Origin of the sequence: Leptolyngbya sp. NIES-2104 (assembly GCF_001485215.1) — a bacterium.
GTDB lineage: Bacteria > Cyanobacteriota > Cyanobacteriia > Leptolyngbyales > Leptolyngbyaceae > Leptolyngbya.
On sequence record NZ_BBWW01000001.1, the window covers coordinates 5228251 to 5244493 of the forward strand.

The 16243-nt window shown below is 48.9% G+C and carries 16 protein-coding genes; 6 read left to right on the plus strand and 10 right to left on the minus strand.

Translation table 11 applies throughout. The features are described from left to right. Positions 1-66 precede the first annotated feature (66 nt). Positions 67-882, plus strand: coding sequence for a DUF2993 domain-containing protein (locus NIES2104_RS25070; RefSeq protein ID WP_059000959.1), 816 nt, complete (start codon positions 67-69; stop codon positions 880-882). Here the strand turns inward: NIES2104_RS25070 and pstB are convergent. The 4 genes from pstB to pstS all read right to left on the minus strand — a co-directional run bounded on the left by pstB (position 879) and on the right by pstS (position 4809). Next, positions 879-1685: a phosphate ABC transporter ATP-binding protein PstB gene (gene pstB, locus NIES2104_RS25075; RefSeq protein ID WP_059000961.1), complete on the minus strand. Its 807-nt coding sequence runs from the start codon at positions 1683-1685 to the stop codon at positions 879-881. The two genes, NIES2104_RS25070 and pstB, sit on opposite strands and share 4 nt — an antisense overlap. 42 nt (positions 1686-1727) lie before the next feature. Then, a complete protein-coding gene (gene pstA / locus NIES2104_RS25080; protein WP_059000963.1) occupies positions 1728-2603 on the minus strand; it encodes a phosphate ABC transporter permease PstA in 876 nt (291 codons plus the stop codon). Positions 2604-2630: 27 nt separating this feature from the next. Then, positions 2631-3587 (minus strand): phosphate ABC transporter permease subunit PstC, encoded by a 957-nt coding sequence (gene pstC / locus NIES2104_RS25085; protein ID WP_059000965.1) that lies wholly within the window; start codon positions 3585-3587, stop codon positions 2631-2633. 106 nt (positions 3588-3693) lie between these two features. Beyond that, the gene (pstS, locus tag NIES2104_RS25090; RefSeq protein ID WP_059000968.1) at positions 3694-4809 is read right to left on the minus strand and encodes a phosphate ABC transporter substrate-binding protein PstS; all 1116 of its coding nucleotides are present in this window, start codon (positions 4807-4809) and stop codon (positions 3694-3696) included. 466 nt (positions 4810-5275) lie between these two features. Here pstS and NIES2104_RS25095 point away from each other — a divergent pair, with 466 nt between their 5' ends. Continuing rightward, entirely contained in the window at positions 5276-5626 is a 351-nt protein-coding gene (locus tag NIES2104_RS25095) for an RNA-binding protein (RefSeq protein ID WP_263971062.1), read from the plus strand. 307 nt (positions 5627-5933) lie between these two features. Here the strand turns inward: NIES2104_RS25095 and NIES2104_RS25100 are convergent, their stop codons facing one another. After that, the gene (locus NIES2104_RS25100) at positions 5934-6443 is read right to left on the minus strand and encodes a DUF937 domain-containing protein (protein ID WP_263971037.1); all 510 of its coding nucleotides are present in this window, start codon (positions 6441-6443) and stop codon (positions 5934-5936) included. Positions 6444-6610: 167 nt separating this feature from the next. On the opposite strand from NIES2104_RS25100, the gene NIES2104_RS25105 reads away from it, so the two are divergent. Beyond that, complete coding sequence (locus tag NIES2104_RS25105) at positions 6611-8212, plus strand: GTP-binding protein (RefSeq protein ID WP_059000971.1); 1602 nt, start codon at positions 6611-6613, stop codon at positions 8210-8212. A 284-nt stretch (positions 8213-8496) separates the two neighbouring features. Here the strand turns inward: NIES2104_RS25105 and NIES2104_RS25110 are convergent, their stop codons facing one another. Both NIES2104_RS25110 and NIES2104_RS25115 read right to left on the minus strand, forming a co-directional pair. After that, positions 8497-8988 (minus strand): rhodanese-like domain-containing protein, encoded by a 492-nt coding sequence (locus NIES2104_RS25110; RefSeq protein WP_059000973.1) that lies wholly within the window; start codon positions 8986-8988, stop codon positions 8497-8499. A 108-nt stretch (positions 8989-9096) separates the two neighbouring features. Then, positions 9097-9945, minus strand: coding sequence for a M23 family metallopeptidase (locus tag NIES2104_RS25115; protein WP_263971038.1), 849 nt, complete (start codon positions 9943-9945; stop codon positions 9097-9099). A gap of 74 nt (positions 9946-10019) precedes the next feature. Here NIES2104_RS25115 and NIES2104_RS25120 point away from each other — a divergent pair, with 74 nt between their 5' ends. The 3 genes from NIES2104_RS25120 (at position 10020) to trpB (ending at position 12863) form a co-directional block, all read left to right on the plus strand. After that, positions 10020-10721: a class I SAM-dependent methyltransferase gene (locus NIES2104_RS25120; RefSeq protein ID WP_059000975.1), complete on the plus strand. Its 702-nt coding sequence runs from the start codon at positions 10020-10022 to the stop codon at positions 10719-10721. A 256-nt stretch (positions 10722-10977) separates the two neighbouring features. Further along, a complete protein-coding gene (locus tag NIES2104_RS25125; protein ID WP_059000977.1) occupies positions 10978-11586 on the plus strand; it encodes a hypothetical protein in 609 nt (202 codons plus the stop codon). 41 nt (positions 11587-11627) lie between these two features. Next, on the plus strand, positions 11628-12863 hold the full coding sequence (gene trpB / locus NIES2104_RS25130; RefSeq protein WP_370561224.1) for a tryptophan synthase subunit beta: 1236 nt from the start codon (positions 11628-11630) through the stop codon (positions 12861-12863). Between the two features lie 70 nt (positions 12864-12933). Here trpB and NIES2104_RS25135 read toward each other — a convergent pair whose 3' ends face one another. The 3 genes from NIES2104_RS25135 to NIES2104_RS33730 form a co-directional block, all read right to left on the minus strand. Beyond that, positions 12934-13407: a hypothetical protein gene (locus NIES2104_RS25135; RefSeq protein ID WP_059000980.1), complete on the minus strand. Its 474-nt coding sequence runs from the start codon at positions 13405-13407 to the stop codon at positions 12934-12936. Positions 13408-13483: 76 nt separating this feature from the next. Further along, positions 13484-14515 carry a hypothetical protein gene (locus tag NIES2104_RS33725; protein ID WP_304608010.1) on the minus strand — a complete coding sequence of 344 codons (1032 nt, stop codon included), beginning with the start codon at positions 14513-14515 and terminating at the stop codon, positions 13484-13486. After that, a complete protein-coding gene (locus tag NIES2104_RS33730; protein ID WP_304608011.1) occupies positions 14445-16220 on the minus strand; it encodes a hypothetical protein in 1776 nt (591 codons plus the stop codon). Before NIES2104_RS33730 ends, NIES2104_RS33725 begins: the two co-directional genes overlap by 71 nt. Positions 16221-16243: the final 23 nt, after the last annotated feature.

Below are 16243 nucleotides of genomic sequence, written 5' to 3' on the forward strand. Positions count from 1 at the left end.
ATTCCATTCCGGGGCGGACTCACAACGCAGCGCAACCTCTCCCCCAACGCACGATCGAGCAACTCAATGGACTTTTTCACTATTCTGCTTTCCACCTTACTCGGCATTCTCTCCCCCACCGGAATCGTCGTCGATCGCATTGCCGAATCTCAAATCCGTAAACAACTCGTCCGCGCCGAACAGCTACAAGTTCGAGTCGATAATGCTCCGAGTTATCAGATTGTTCAAGGTCGCGCCGATCGCATTCGCATCGCAGGACGCGGACTATTCCCCGTGCAAGATCTTCGCATCGATACTTTAGAGCTAGAAACCGATGCGATCGCGCTTCAACTTAAAACCCGCAGATTAGAAAAACCCTTACAGGCAGGCGTTCGGATAGTTCTAACTCAATCGGATATCGATCGCGCTCTCAAATCTCCCTTCGTCACCACTCGACTGAGAAACCTTGGAATTCGATTACTCCGTCGCGATGTCCGCCAAGTGGAACGCTACGACTTTCTCAATCCGCAACTCACTTTACTACCAGACAACCGCGTCCGATTCCAAATCGAGCTACAAGAACAAGGCGATCCCGCGAAACTAAAAATCGTTGCCGAAGCACAACCGCAAATCATTCAAGGTCGATCGCTACAACTGAACAATCTAAGAATCTGGGCAAATGGACAAGAAAGCCCTGAACCTGTTACAAGAGCGATCGCTAACGTGATTCGCGATCGTACTGATCTCCGACTCTTAGAATCCTCGAACATCACCGCTCGAATTCTCAACCTCAAATTTGCGCCCTCTCGTTTAGAAGCCGCGACCTTTATCCAAATTCGCAACCCACAAAAAAGGGAGGCACCAAACGCCTCCCCATCTCAGCCTATCAAACCTGCAAATTAGCCAAAACGACCGCTGACATACGCCTGAGTCGCTTGCTCTTGAGGACTTTGGAAAATGCGCTCAGTGCGATCGTATTCCACAATATACCCAGTTCTTTGACCTTTCGCGTTCGCTTCCACGTTAAAGAACGCCGTGTAATCCGAAGCGCGAGAAGCCTGCTGCATATTGTGAGTCACAATCACGATCGTGTAATTCTGCTTCAACTCTTGCAGCAAATCTTCTACTTTGAGAGTCGAAATCGGGTCAAGTGCTGAACAAGGTTCGTCCATTAGAATCACATCGGGCTGAACCGCTACCGCACGCGCAATACACAACCGTTGCTGCTGACCACCAGAAAGATCCGTCCCGTAAGCTTTGAGCTTATCTTTCACGTCATCCCAGAGTGCAGCTTGTTTTAGCGATCGTTCAACCAACTCATCCATGTCGCCCTTGTAGCCGAGCAGTCGAGGACCAAACGCAATATTGTCGTAGATTGTTTTCGGGAACGGGTTCGGCTTTTGGAACACCATGCCAATTTGCCGCCGCACTTCCACCGGATCAATCTCTGTCGCGTACAGATCCTGATTGTGATAGTAAATCTTGCCGTCGATATGGAACGACTTGATTAAATCATTCAAGCGATTAAAGCAGCGCAACACCGTACTTTTACCGCAGCCCGAAGGACCGATAAACGCCGTTACCGCATTTTTGGGAACCTCGATCGACACATCCCGCACCGCCAAGAAACTGCCGTAGTAAATATTCAGATTCTCAGTACGGAAGACCGACTCAGTTTGGCGAACGTCCTGAACTCTAGAAGTCATAAGTCAGATGAAAGATAAAGGATGGAGCGTTTCAAAAAAGATTTACCGACGTTTGATCACCATGCGAGACAGAACACTGGTAATCAGCACTAACAACACCAATACTAACGAACCCGCCCAAGCAAGTTCTTGTTGAGCCGGAAACGGAGAAGTCGCAAAATCAAACACCAACCGCGACATCGTTGCGATCGGTTCCCACAAGGACGTAGCCCAAAAGCGATTAAACGAAGCCGTAAATAGCACCGGAGCCGTTTCACCCGCTGCCCGTGCCAATGCCAGCATAATCCCGGTTGTAATCGCTGGAATCGCCGCTGGTAAAACAATCTGTAACGTGGTTTGTATCCGCGTCGAACCCAATCCGGTGGCTGCTTGCCGAAATTCATTCGGTACGGCTTCGAGCGCTTCCGCCGCAGTTCTCACGATCGTCGGCAACATCAACACCGCTAATGCAAATCCACCCGCCACCGCTGAGAAAGTTCCGGTGCTGAGAACGACGACCGAATACGCAAACGCTCCAATGACGATCGACGGAACCCCACTTAACACGTTCGTTAAAAAGTTCACCGCCTCCGCTAACTTCGTATCGCGTCCAAACTCAGACAGGTAAATCGCCGCAACAATGCCAAACGGGATCGCCATCAATGCCGCAATTCCAACGGTGAGAAGTGTCCCCACAAACGCATTTCCAAATCCACCACCCGGTAAGCCAGGAGCGGGGGGCAGTTGGGTAAAAACGCTCGGAGACAGTCGAGAAGCACCATTAATTAACACGTAAAACGTAACGGCTGCGAGCGGAATCAACGCCAGCGCAGCACAGACGAATGCCGCGATCGTCATTACGGAAGAGAACAACGTGCGGGGAGAACTCGGTTTGCGCTTTAAATCTCGTCCGGCAGACACAAATTCTGGAGAAGTCATACAAGTCCTTATCTAATTCGAGAGTGCCTAGAGCTTCATACTGAATCGGCGAACAATGAGTTCCGCCAGCACGTTCACGACAAGCGTTAAAAAGAACAAAATCAACGCCGCATACAACAAAGATGCGACTTGCAGTCCACTCGCTTCCGCAAACTGGTTCGCCAGCAACGATGCGACTGTGGAACCTTGCGACAGAATCGAGAACGATCGGATCGTGTCCACGTTTCCGATCACCATCGTCACTGCCATCGTTTCCCCCATCGCCCGACCCAGCGCCAACATAATGCCGCCCACAATTCCAGAGAACGCCGCAGGCAACAGCACCTTAAAGATTGTCTCCCACCGAGTGGCACCGAGTCCATAAGACGCTTGGCGCAATTCTGCGGGCACAGCGACCAACGCATCACGAGAAATCGCGGCAATAATCGGCAAAATCATAATCGCCAAAATAATCCCAGCCGCGTAGATTCCCGGACCCGCCGGAGGTGTACTAAAAATTGGAATCCAGCCGAAATTCGCGTTCAACCAAATCCCGAACGGACGCAGGACGGGAATCAGCACGAAAATGCCCCACAATCCATATACTACGCTCGGAATCGCCGCCAACAGTTCTACCAAGAACACGATCGGCTGTTTCACCCGTGGCGGTAAAAAATCTTCACTCAAAAATAGCGCCACCCCGATCCCGATCGGCACTGCCAACAACAACGCTAAAAATGAAGTGACTAACGTTCCATATATCTGAGTCAGTGCGCCGAATATGTCATCCTGGACGCTCCACCGACTTGTCACTAAAAAACTCAGTCCAAACTTTTGAATGGCTGGGAGCGCATCGGTTCCCACTTGTCCCGCAATCGTCAACAGCAGTACGCCAACTCCGATCGCAAAGGCAGCCGTCAGCCAAACAAATCCAGTATCAATCGAGCGATCCGCTTTTGAGCGTCGCCAAGACATCGGTGATGAGCGATCCGCAGACGTAGCCATAAGAAATGGTTGATGAAAGTGATGAAAACAATACCATGCGATCGCAGATCGACCAGAGCGTATTCTCCTGAATCCGGGTAAAATTCTCCGGTCGATGTACGATTTTTTACTTCGTTGCTACCTTGATCGTTTCAAGCGCTGAAGCCGCTTTCGTCGTAATCGTTTCTGGTAGCGGCAAGTAACCTAACTCGGTTGCAAACTTCTTACCGTTTTCGCCGTAAGCCCACTTGAGAAAGTCATTGAACGCTTTCGCTCTTGCTGGATCTCTGGGGTTTTCATACAGCAGGAGATACGTCAAACTCACGATCGGGTAAGCGTCTTTTCCTTCTGGATCAGGCACATTCACCGCGAAAGTCTCTGGAACGTTAACGCCTTCTAGCGCTTTTGCAGCCGCTTCAGGAGTCGGAGCAACAAAGGCTCCTGATTTGTTCTGTAAGCTCGCGGTCGGCAAGTTGTTTTGTTTTGAGAATGAGTATTCGGTGTAGCCGATCGCGCCTGGAGTCTGTTGAATCTGAGCGGTTACGCCCTCATTTCCTTTTGCTCCGGTTCCGGCGGGCCATTCTACAGTTTTACCTGAGCCGCCTTTCCAGTTCGGACACGCTTTCTCAACATGCCGGGTGAAAATTGCCGTCGTTCCACTGCCGTCTGAACGGTGTACAAAAGTCAGCGGTTGGCTGGGTACGTTCGGGTTATTCGCTTTGATCTTCGGATCGTCCCAGGTCTTGATCGAGCCATCGACGATGCCGCAGAGTGCTTCACGCGAGAGTTTCAGGTCAGGCACTTCTTTGAGACTGTGTGCCATCACGATGAACAATCCGGTGGACGGAACTTGAATCGCTTTACCTCGATCGGCAGGCACTTTCGCCCGATCTTCATCTTTAAGCGGATCATCGGTCGCACCGAAATCAACCGTCTGATCCAAGAAGCGTCGAACACCCGCACCACTTCCAACCGAGTCATAGCTGATTTGAACGTTCGGGTTTTGCTTGTTGTATTCCTGGAACCAGCGTTGATACACCAAGTTCGGAGCCGAAGCGCCTGCTCCATTAATCGAAATCGTACCGCCGCCCGCAGAAGGCGCAGAAGCGGGACTACTGCCACCCGTTGCACCTTGAGGAGGAGTGTTTGCGGTTTGAGGAGTACAGGCTGCCAATCCAAAGGTCAGGGCAGCGAGAGAGGAAAGAGATGCTCCTAACTGAGCTTTCTTCTGAAAAAACGCCATAAATAAAACGCAGGGCAACGTATGTAGGTATCTCCAATACGGTACACCTACAGACTTAAGGCAAGGTTAAGAAGGTATACTTTCTTCCCTCCCCTGACCGCTTGTTGCCTGCGCTACAGACAGAAATGAACGGATTCTTAAAAAATTTAGAATCTTCTCATTTCTGCATATAAACTCGTCCGGGACTAGAACAGCGCACGAGCACTGATTCCTATCTTTAAGATTCCCCAATAATGTAACGTTTTGTCAACTTTCTGAGAACAATTCTTTTAATTTTTATCGTTGTAAAAACCCTTCATCACGAACTGCCCCAAAGGTCTCATAAGAATTCACAGTGGGAATGATAGAAATTCCTATTTTTACAGGTAGACGAAAGGCGAATCTTGTGCTTCTCATTTCGAGATGAGTCTAGTATAATACTCTCAAAACAAGAGTTCGGCGACAGCTAAATGGCTGAGCGGTATTGATTTCTGCTCGATCGGCTTTCTCCGAGTTCGCCCCTCACACGAATGGTTTGGAGAGTAACGTGACTATTTATATTGGCAACCTGTCCTTTCAGGCGACTGAAGACGATCTCAAAGAAGTGTTTGCTGAATACGGCGAAGTCAGCCGCGTGAGCCTTCCGACAGACCGAGAGACAGGCAGAAAACGCGGGTTTGCGTTTGTCGAAATGGCGGACGATGCCCAAGAAGATGCTGCGATCGCGGAGTTGGATGGTGCAGAATGGCTGGGTCGAGAGTTAAAAGTGAATAAGGCGAAGCCGCGTGAGTCGCGCCCTGCCGGAGCCAAGAGTTTTAGTAAGGGTGGTAATTTCTAGAGACTAAAGAGCGGATGGATCTGAGGATCTATCCGCTCTTTTGGTTTTTTGGAAGTTTTGGGATGAGGGCGGATTTGCCTTCATCTATTGGAGTGTGTTGACGGCTTTTTCGCTTCGTTGTTCACCCGCCCCGGAATGGAATTCGGGGCTGACAGAACGAAGTCCACTGAAGGGGACTAAAAGCCAAGATTAGCGTCTTCAGTCCTTTTCAAAGGACTTCGCACGATTAGCCCCGAATTCTATTCCGGGGCGAGAGTGAACGAAGCGAGAGGTTTTAAAGCACGTCTTAGAAGGGGGAAGCAAAAACTTATCGCTGTTGGTTGAGAAATTGCCCAGCCATCCCCATCACATCGCCGACATCCACATCACCATCGCGATCGGCATCGAGAAAAGCGTTCAACACTGGATTTCCAGCGGATTGACCGCCTTGCTGTGCTGATCCGCTTTGGAGCAGATTGAGAACGAGCGGCACGAGAACAGGCAGCATCGATTGAATTGTTCCAGCATTCAATCCGGTTTGCTGTGCGATATTTTCAGAAACCTGTTGCTGTGCGCCTCCGGGAAAAAGAGCGCTGACGGCTTGTGGATTGCTGCCCAGTCCAGAGAATTGATTCACGAGGGATTGAACATGACCGCTGCCCTGACTGGCTTGCTGATTTTGCAGCGATGAGCGGACGTAACCGCCTAGGAGTGACATCACCGTTTGAGTGGTGTTCGAGTCGATGCCTTGGTTGCCAGCCACTTGCTGAGCAACTCCTAAGATGCTGCCGAGTTGATTTGTCGAGGCTTGCTGTTGCGGATTAGCGACCGCACTCATAATTTGATCAAAAAGACCCATAGAGTTGTGTTGATGATACGAGAGCGTTAACTTCCTGACGATAAAAAATCTTGCTGAGAATTTCAAGCGAAATTTTGAATCTGATCAGCGGAACACGATCGCATTGAATCAGACAGAATAGAGAAAAGTTGCTCTGAGCTTGAGTGATGCGCTTATCTCGACTGATTACGCTGGTGGTGGGTGTTGCAGTAATTTTGGGGTTGGTGATTTGGCTGATCGATTCGATCACCAGATTGAGTTGGGCGATCGCGAATCCGTTTTTGGCGAATTTAGTGATTTTTCTGGTGATTGTGCTGCTGGGTGTGTTGATTGCAGCCTTTACCTACTACTTTTTCTGGTTGCCGAGTCGATCGAGACGACGGAAGCGAATGCCGCCTCCAAACGTTTCAGAAGTGAAAACGGAAGCCGCTCAGGAGAATTTGCAAGCGGTTCGGCAACAAGTGGCGCAGATTCAAGATGAGATTGCCCGACGGGAATTGATTGCACGATCGAAACAAATCGAGCAAGATCTGGCGCGTCGAGAATTTCGTCTAGTCATTTTTGGAACGGGATCATCTGGAAAAACTTCGCTCGTGAATGCGCTGATAGGGCAAATTGTCGGGAAAGTGGGCGCACCGATGGGAACGACTGAAGCGGGCGCGACTTACCGGATGAAATTGCAGGGAGTCGATCGAGAAGTCATCATCACCGATACACCCGGAATTTTAGAAGCCGGAGTCGCGGGAACCGAGCGGGAAACACTAGCGCGACGATTGGCGACTGAGGCAGATTTGATTGTATTCGTGTTAGATAACGATTTGCGGCAGTCGGAATATGAGCCATTGCAGGCATTAACGCAGATTGGCAAGCGATCGATTGTGGTTTTGAACAAAGCGGATCTCTATGTTCAGGAAGATTTAGAGGCGATTTTGGCACGATTGCGGGAACGAGTGCGGGGAACGGTCGCGCTTGATGATGTCGTTGCGATCGCGGCAAATCCTCCGAGAATGCAAACCGAAACCGGAGAATGGCTTTATCCTGATCCAGAAATTACGGATTTAATCGATCGGATTGTTCATATTCTCAGGACTGAAGGCGAAGATTTGCTTGCAGACAATATCTTGATTCAGTCTCAGCGATTGGGCGAAGAAGCGCGGCGATTGATCGATGAACAGCGACACAAACAAGCGGAAAAATTAGTCGATCGCTATCAGTGGATCGGGGCAGGCGTGATTGCAGCGACTCCGATCCCGGTTGTGGATTTGTTAGCGACAGCAGCGGTGAACGCTCAAATGGTCGTGGAGATTGGGCGAATTTATGGGTGTGAAATTACGATCGACCATGCGCGTGAAATGGCGATTTCATTGACGAAAACGCTCGTAGGATTGGGTATTGTGCGGGGTGCGATCGAGATTGCTACAACTGCCTTACAAGTTAGTGTGGCGGGATTGATCGCAGGTCGAGCCATTCAGGGTGTCAGTGCGGCTTATTTGACTCGAATCGCTGGCAGAAGCTTTATCGAATATTTCCGCAATAATCAAAGCTGGGGGGATGGTGGCATTACTGAAGTCGTGCAGAAACAATTTCAACTGAATCGGCGCGATGAATTTATCAAAACGTTTATGCAGGACGCTGTGACTCGTGTGATTCGACCGTTGCAGCTTGAGATGAAAGCAGAATACGAGCCAGAACCGTTAGAAGAATTGAGAATGCCGGAATATGAGGAACTTCCGAGAGCAAAGGAAGATACGATCGACGACTGGAAGTAATGTCACATGAGATCGATGGATCGCCTTGCTTCGTTGTTTGCAGCTTCAGCCCCCTAAATCCCCCAAAATTGGGGGACTTTGACAGTGGCAGCATTTCCCCAATTCAATAATTTTTTCCACTCAAAGTCCCCCAGAATGGGGGATTTAGGGGGCGAAACACCGAAAAACGAAGCGGAAAGACTCATCGAACTAACGTTTACATGGAAATAAGAAAACTCCAGCCTCATGACAAGCTGGAGTCCCAATGTTCTAGCCAACGAACTTAAAAGAAGTCACACGATCGACTATGGTTTTTCAAAGTCGATTTCTTGACGCTCAAAGTGGTTCTTCACGTTGTCAACCACGTTGTACGCATTCTTGCCCGGCTCTGCACGAGTTTCATCAATGCCTTCGGTCGAACCCGCAACTTCCTTCCAAGCTTCTAAGCCGCCTTTGAGTTCAGCAATGTTCTTGAAACCAGCTTGACGCAGCAGTTTTGCAGCTTCACTCGTCTCTTGATCACTTGCACCGTAAACATAGATGTCGCGATTGGCTTCGTAGTTGCTCTTGGTCAGTTCGACCACTTCATTCATCGGAAAACAAATCGCACCCATGATGTGTCCGGAGTTGAAGATTTCGCGATCGCGGACATCAATAATCGTTAATCCAGGTTCGCCCCATTCCAGACGAGACTTCAAATCATGAACCGAAGATTCTGCCTTCAATCCAGGGGGAGTCGGGGTAACGTTTGGCAGAATTTCTTTAGCTTTTTCAATTGCATCTTCTACTTTAGACATAATAAAAACTTCCCGTAGAGGTCATGATTAATCTAACGGGAAGCGTAGAAGCGACTTATCTAGCTGCGGTCAGAAGCCTTTAATCGCCGCAGGGTAGATTAGCGAAACTTATTCAAATGTTTTTGTGCGCCAAGGAGTCGGATCAACAGCGGCTCCGTGAACGAATACGCCCCAGTGCAAGTGCGGTCCGGTTGCAGATCCAGTTGATCCGATCGCGCCAATTCGCTGTCCCGGTTTGACAAGATCACCTTCTTTCACATCAATCCGGCTCATGTGAATGTAGATTGATTCGACTCCCTGACCGTGATCGAGTCCAACACAGTTTCCATGCACTCGAAAGCCTTGAGATTCACGTCCTACTAAAACGACTCGACCCGCCGCGGGAGCCACGATCGCTGATCCATATCCCCCTGCATAATCAATGCCTCGATGATAGTAGTCTTTTGCAAACACACCATTGTAATAGCGCCGAATGCCATACCCAGAAGTAACTTCACCACTACTTGGACGAGCGAATTTTCCTGACCAAAGCTTTTCAGGAGACACGATCGCTTTAAACGCATCAATGCGATCGAACTCTGCATCGTCGCCGTTACTATCTTTTCCGGGTGGTAGCCAAATGCTTTGAGTCGGAAACGATCGATTTCGCAAGGTGACTGGGATTGTTTGGGTATCGGTTCCAGCGGCGATTTGAATTGAGAGACGACCGGGACGATCAAGCGGTGTGGTCGGTAAAAGAGTGCGGTAGCGATTATTGCCTAAATCGAATGCTGGATAATTCTTACCATTAAAGCTAATGGTTGGAGCAGTTTGAGCTTGAGTAATGACTGCGATCGTGTCTCCAAGCGCGGGAGATTGGGGCGTAATTTGAGCTTGGAGCGCGTGAGAGGGTCTAGAGAAAACGAGGAGGAGCGCAATGGCAATTCCAATGAGGGTAAAACGTTTAGTCAGGAACACGGCACTACGATTGATACAAAACTGACAACAGTTTACAGTTTGTTAGCGACGTGAACTGTATCGAGAGGCGTGGAATGTTTTGGAGAAAATTCGGGGCACTGGTGGCGATTTGGCTGTGTCTCAGTTTGCCTGCGTTGGCAGATGACTATCAGATTCGGACGAATCACGATCCGGATGGAATTGGTAAATTTTACATGGGACGTGAGATTGCCGAAGTAATGGGACATCAGGGCGCAGGATGGCTAGAACGATCGAGCCGCACTTCTGAAGAGCAACCCGAAAAAGCGATCGCGGCTCTAAATCTCAAACCCGATAGCGCGATCGCCGATATTGGAGCCGGAACCGGATATTTCAGTTTCCGAATTGCGCCACAAGTTGGAAAAGTGTATGCGGTTGATGTTCAGCCTGAAATGATCGAGATTTTGAACGATCTCAAAGATGAGAAAAAGATTTCAAACGTTGAGCCGATTTTAGGCACTGAGACTGATCCGAATTTGCCAGAAAATAGCGTCGATTTAGCATTGATGGTCGATGCGTATCATGAGTTTGAATATCCCAAGGAAATGATCGCGGGAATTGTGCGATCGCTAAAGCCTCACGGTCGAGTGGTTTTAGTCGAATACCGAGGCGAGAATCCATTTGTGTTTATCAAACCGCTGCATAAGATGACTCAAAAGCAAGCTCGTCAAGAAATGACCGCAGCAGGACTTAAATATGTGGAAACTCGAAATGGATTACCGCAGCAGCACATTTTGATTTTTGAAAAGGCAGGTTAGGGACTGTTTTGAAGCTTTCTCACTGCGTTGTTCACCCGCCCCGGAATGGAATTCGGGGCTAACAAAACAAAGTCCACTGAAGGGGACTAAAAGCCAAACGAAATCTCTTCAGTCCTTTGAAAAGGACTTCGCACCATTAGCCCCGAATTCTATTCCGGGGCGGACGTGAACGGAGCAAAAAAGCTTCAAACCACTCTAAGGAAACTTACCAAAGCTTTTACGCTTCAATAAGGCAAGTTAGACGTGAGCGGATACGATGAGAGCGTTAATTTTTGGGATGTTGCTGCTTGCGTCGCCTGCGTACGCAGCAGAACTCGACCTTGATCCGAAAATCATTCAAAACAGTCCAGTTTTACAACGCTGGCAAAAGCAGGTTCCGAATGTGACCGAAGAGATTAAAACCGATCCGAGTTTTCGCCCAAGAATTCGCGTCGGTTACTCTGCCTCAGAATTAAAAGTCGGAATCGAGGATTTGCGAATCGATCGCACAAATTTCACGACCAGTGCCACCTATCAATCTTCCAATTGGGGCGCAGATTTGCATTACTATGTGCGTCCGCTCGGAAGTTATCTCAATGTCGCTCCTGTAGTTGGGTATCGACACTTAAACACCGAAGGACAAACGATCGACGGTGCAAATATCGGCATCAGAGCATTATTCGTTTTATCTCGTGGCGGCGGCGCGGATATTAGCTTGACTCAAAGTTGGGTCGCTCCGTTTAGTGCAGATGAAACTGGGTTAACTACTTTATCGATCGGGTATGCACTCACACACAATCTGCGAATCTCCACGGAGTTTCAGAGACAAAATTCACCGATTCAAAAAGAAAGCCGGATCGGTATCGGCTTAGAATGGATGCCCTAGAATAAAAGATGTTCTGAAATATTGAAAGTGCGATCGTGACTATTACTCCGCTTCCCCCCAATCGTTCTGTTTCAATCGAAAACCGCCCCGATGCGCTCGGCAGATTCGGCAAATTTGGTGGTAAATATGTCCCTGAAACATTGATGCCTGCTCTAGCAGAACTCGAAGCCGCTTACAAACAGTACAGTCAAGATTCAGCCTTTCAAGCAGAACTGCAAGGGCTTCTGAAAGATTACGTCGGTCGTCCGAGTCCGCTCTATTTTGCCCAAAGACTGACCGAGCATTATGCAAAACCGGATGGAACGGGCGCACAGATTTATCTCAAGCGCGAAGATTTGAATCATACAGGAGCGCACAAGATCAATAACGCGATCGCTCAAGCTCTCTTAGCAAAACGTATGGGCAAACAGCGCGTGATTGCTGAAACCGGAGCGGGACAGCATGGAGTCGCGACTGCCACCGCTTGCGCTCGATTTGGCTTAGATTGCGTCGTGTACATGGGCGTTCACGATATGGAGCGGCAAGCGCTCAACGTATTTAGAATGCGCTTGATGGGTGCGGAAGTGCGTCCTGTTGCGGCTGGAACCGGAACGCTCAAAGATGCGACCTCCGAAGCGATTCGCGACTGGGTGACGAATGTTGAAACGACGCATTACATTCTCGGCTCAGTGGCGGGACCGCATCCGTATCCGATGATTGTGCGCGATTTCCATGCCATTATCGGTCAAGAAACCCGCGCTCAATGTCAGGAAAAATGGGGCGGCTTGCCGGATATTCTCTTAGCCTGCGTCGGTGGTGGCTCGAATGCAATGGGACTGTTTCATGAATTTGTGGAAGAATCCAATGTGCGGATGATCGGAGTCGAAGCGGCTGGACATGGTGTGGAAACGGATAAGCACGCGGCAACCTTGACCAAAGGACGAGTTGGAGTCCTTCACGGTGCAATGAGTTATTTATTGCAAGATGAAGATGGACAGGTGATCGAGCCGCATTCGGTGAGTGCGGGTCTGGACTATCCGGGAGTGGGTCCTGAGCATAGTTATCTGATGGAAGCAGGACGAGCGGAATACTATGCGGTCACGGATGAGCAAGCATTAGCGGCGTTCCAGAAGCTGTCTCGGCTAGAGGGAATTATTCCCGCGCTGGAAACCGCTCATGCGATCGCATATCTCGATGCGCTTTGCCCGCAGCTTTCCGGGAGTCCTCGGATTGTGATCAACTGTTCAGGACGCGGTGACAAAGATGTCTTAAGCGTCTCGAAAATTCTCAATCCCTAATTCAGTTTGCCCGTCTGGACTGTGATCCAGACGGGTTCGATCTATTATAAGGCTCGAACAAAGTATTTATTTAGAACTGCTCCAGTCCCATAAATCGACTTGAACTATCACCCGTCACAGCGTTGCAGGTGCTTGAGATGATTCGCGCATCAAACACTTCGATGCGGCAAGTTCCCGCTGTATTGTTCAGGACTCGCAAATTAGCAGATGAGTTAAAGCTCTGCACTCTCGTATTGAGGGTGAAACTATTGGGAGTGTTAGCGTCGTTGTCACGTCGGGAAATGACCCCCCGATATTGTAATCTGGCTCCTCGACCTGAAGGCTCTGTCATCTCTAGACTAAAGTTATTGCGCTCAAGGGTTAACCTTGTATTCGCATTTCGTCCTCTAGTAAAAGCAGATCCTTGTGCAACTCCTCGACCTTGAAAATTTTCTTGGGATGATGCGCTTGTCGGTAAATTTGGGGTGAGTTGAGCGATCGCGGGCAATGCGAAACTTACTGCGCCGAAAAAAAGCGTCGATCGGATCAAAGATTGAGATTTCATAGCTTCTCCGAATTGTAAGATTGAGATGAATCAGCCTCTCTGAAGGGTTAATCAGAGAGGCGATCGCAATGTTGTTCTAAACGCGATACTTCTCCAGTTCTCCAGGAGTAATCGTGTTCATCACGGTTTCGGGTGTGAAGTAACCGAGTGCTTGAATGATTCGAGCAATGCAGCCCGTCCATCCAGTTTGGTGACTCGCTCCCACACCTGCGCCATTGTCCCCGTTGAAATATTCGTAGAACAGAATTAGATCGCGCCAGTAAGGATCAGTCTGAAACTTCTCGGTTCCACCATACAGCGGACGATGACCTGCTTCGTTTCTAAGAAAAATACTGGTAATCCGTTCACTAATAGAGCTTGTTACTTCAAACAGGGTTGCTTGATGACCTGATCCGGTTGGATATTCGATTTTGAAGTTATCGCCGTAGTAGCTATAGAGTTGTAACAGCGATCGGATTAACAACAGATTCACAGGCATCCAAATCGGACCGCGCCAGTTTGAGTTACCGCCGAACATTCCCGAAGTCGAATCACCCGGAACATACCCGACTTTGTATTCTTGACCGCCATAGTTGAAGCGGTAAGGATTCTCCAAGTGATGGCGCGATAGAGAGCGAATCCCATAATCACTGAGGAATTCTGATTCGTCGAGCATATAGCTCAATACGCGCCGCAACTTGTGTTCATTCAAAATCGAAAGCATCAATCGATTGCGCTCACCCAACTGATTTGGGAGATGAACATTGTGCGTGAGTTCGGGATGCTGCATCATGAACTTCTGCGCGGCTTCTCTAAAATTGGGAAGTCGATCAAATGCTTCTTTTGGAAAGACTGCAACTGCCATCAGTGAGAGTAGACCGACGAGCGATCGTACTTTTAATCGCGTCGAGTGACCATCCGGGAAGTGCAGAACATCATAGAAGAATCCGTCTTCTTCGTCCCAGAGTTCGTCGTGATTGTCCCCGATGCGATCCATTGCTCCAGCAATCCACATCGTATGTTCAAAGAACTTGATTGCAAAGTCTTCGTACAAGGGATCATGCAGAGCAAGCTCGATCGCGATTTGAAACATTCGCTGACTGAAAAACACCATCCATGCCGGTGCCATCGGCTTGATCTAAGTGCCCTCCTGTCGGCAAAGCAGCACTACGATCGAATACGCCAATGTTATCAAGTCCGAGGAAACCCCCTTGGAAAAGATTGTTACCGCCTTCGTCTTTGCGATTCACCCACCAAGTGAAGTTAATCACCAGTTTAGAGAAAGCATATTTGAGGAAATCGATATCGCCAACTCCATTGTTGCGTTCGCGATCGCGGGTGTAAATTTCCCAAGTAGCAAAGGCATGAACCGGAGGATTAACATCACCAAAGTTCCATTCGTAAGCTGGAATCTGCCCGTTTGGATGGAGGTAATCTTCTCTGAGCATGAGCATCAATTGATCTTTGGCAAAATCAGGATCAATCAAGCTAATCGGGATCACGTGAAACGCTAAATCCCACGCTGCATACCAGGGATATTCCCACTTATCGGGCATCGAAACAATGTCATCATTCAGCATATGAAACCAATCATTGTTCCGAATGTGCTGACGCTCTTTGAGATTTGTCCAGGGAGTTACGCCGCGCTCTCGAAGCCATTGATCGAGATCATAGTAAAAGTATTGCTTCGTCCACATCATGCCCGCCAAAGCTTGGCGCATCACATTCGCACGATCGGCATCTTCCTGTACCGCAGGCGGAATCACGGTTGCATAAAACTCATTCGCTTCTTTGATTCGATCGGCAAACGCCTGCTCAAAGCCAATTCCAAAAGGATCGCCCATCTCGGTTGGATTGTACTTCGTCAAGCGCAGGTGAACCACCTTCGTTTCGCCTGCCTCGATCGTCATTTCGTAGTGCGGTGAAACTTTTGTGCCCCCATGATGCGGATTCACAGCGTCTTTCTGACCCTGCACAATGTAATTGTTGATGCCATCTTTGACATAGGGGCTTGCATTCGTGGAACCAAAGATCCGCTCATTGTTCGTTTCATTCTCTGTGAATAGTAGCGGAGCGACTCCATCACAGTAAAAATAGTAGTCACGAACATATTTATCGAGCAAACTATCGGTGACATGCGCCTGCACAACGCTGTTTCCAGTTCCCTCGATCCGAGTCATGACGGGCTTTGCGCCTCCATTTTCCCAAGACCAAGTATTCCGAAACCATAGCGTTGGTAGTAGATGAATCGGAGCCGCTTCAGGTCCGCGATTTGCAATGCTGATTCGGATTAAGATATCTTCGTTATCCGCTTTCGCGTACTCGACAAACACATCAAAATAGCGATCGTCATCAAAAATCCCGGTGTCCAAAAGCTCATACTCTAGCTCATAGCGATTCCGGTTCCGATTGGTTTCGATCAGATCCTTGTAGGGAAACTCAGACTGAGGATACTTGTACAGATACTTCATGTACGAGTGAGTTGGCGTACTATCGAGGTAGAAATAGTACTCTTTGACATCTTCGCCGTGGTTGCCTTCGCTGTTGGTTAACCCAAACAATCGTTCTTTCAAAATTGGGTCTTTGCCGTTCCAAAGTGCGATCGCAAAACAGAGCAAGTTATGGTTATCGGTGATGCCGCCTAAGCCATCTTCACCCCAGCGATACGCTCTCGATCGAGCATGATCATGTGGAAAATAGTTCCACGCATTGCCATCCGAACTATAGTCCTCGCGTACGGTTCCCCATTGCCGTTCACTGGTATAAGGACCCCATTTGTACCAATCCACTTTGCCCGTGCGGGTTTGTTTTAGTCTTTGATCTTCTGCGGTCATAGTTTTGTTCTCGATGTTTGAGT

Coding starts and splice junctions, on each gene's coding strand:
- pstC (WP_059000965.1), bottom strand. CDS start 3,587: ATGGCTACGTCTGCGGATCGCTCATCACCGATGTCTTGGCGACGCTCA.
- pstB (WP_059000961.1), bottom strand. CDS start 1,685: ATGACTTCTAGAGTTCAGGACGTTCGCCAAACTGAGTCGGTCTTCCGT.
- pstS (WP_059000968.1), bottom strand. CDS start 4,809: ATGGCGTTTTTTCAGAAGAAAGCTCAGTTAGGAGCATCTCTTTCCTCT.
- NIES2104_RS25110 (WP_059000973.1), bottom strand. CDS start 8,988: ATGTCTAAAGTAGAAGATGCAATTGAAAAAGCTAAAGAAATTCTGCCA.
- pstA (WP_059000963.1), bottom strand. CDS start 2,603: ATGACTTCTCCAGAATTTGTGTCTGCCGGACGAGATTTAAAGCGCAAA.
- NIES2104_RS25135 (WP_059000980.1), bottom strand. CDS start 13,407: ATGAAATCTCAATCTTTGATCCGATCGACGCTTTTTTTCGGCGCAGTA.
- NIES2104_RS25100 (WP_263971037.1), bottom strand. CDS start 6,443: ATGAGTGCGGTCGCTAATCCGCAACAGCAAGCCTCGACAAATCAACTC.
- NIES2104_RS33725 (WP_304608010.1), bottom strand. CDS start 14,515: ATGGCACCGGCATGGATGGTGTTTTTCAGTCAGCGAATGTTTCAAATC.
- NIES2104_RS25120 (WP_059000975.1), top strand. CDS start 10,020: ATGTTTTGGAGAAAATTCGGGGCACTGGTGGCGATTTGGCTGTGTCTC.
- NIES2104_RS25125 (WP_059000977.1), top strand. CDS start 10,978: ATGAGAGCGTTAATTTTTGGGATGTTGCTGCTTGCGTCGCCTGCGTAC.
- NIES2104_RS33730 (WP_304608011.1), bottom strand. CDS start 16,220: ATGACCGCAGAAGATCAAAGACTAAAACAAACCCGCACGGGCAAAGTG.
- NIES2104_RS25070 (WP_059000959.1), top strand. CDS start 67: ATGGACTTTTTCACTATTCTGCTTTCCACCTTACTCGGCATTCTCTCC.
- NIES2104_RS25105 (WP_059000971.1), top strand. CDS start 6,611: ATGCGCTTATCTCGACTGATTACGCTGGTGGTGGGTGTTGCAGTAATT.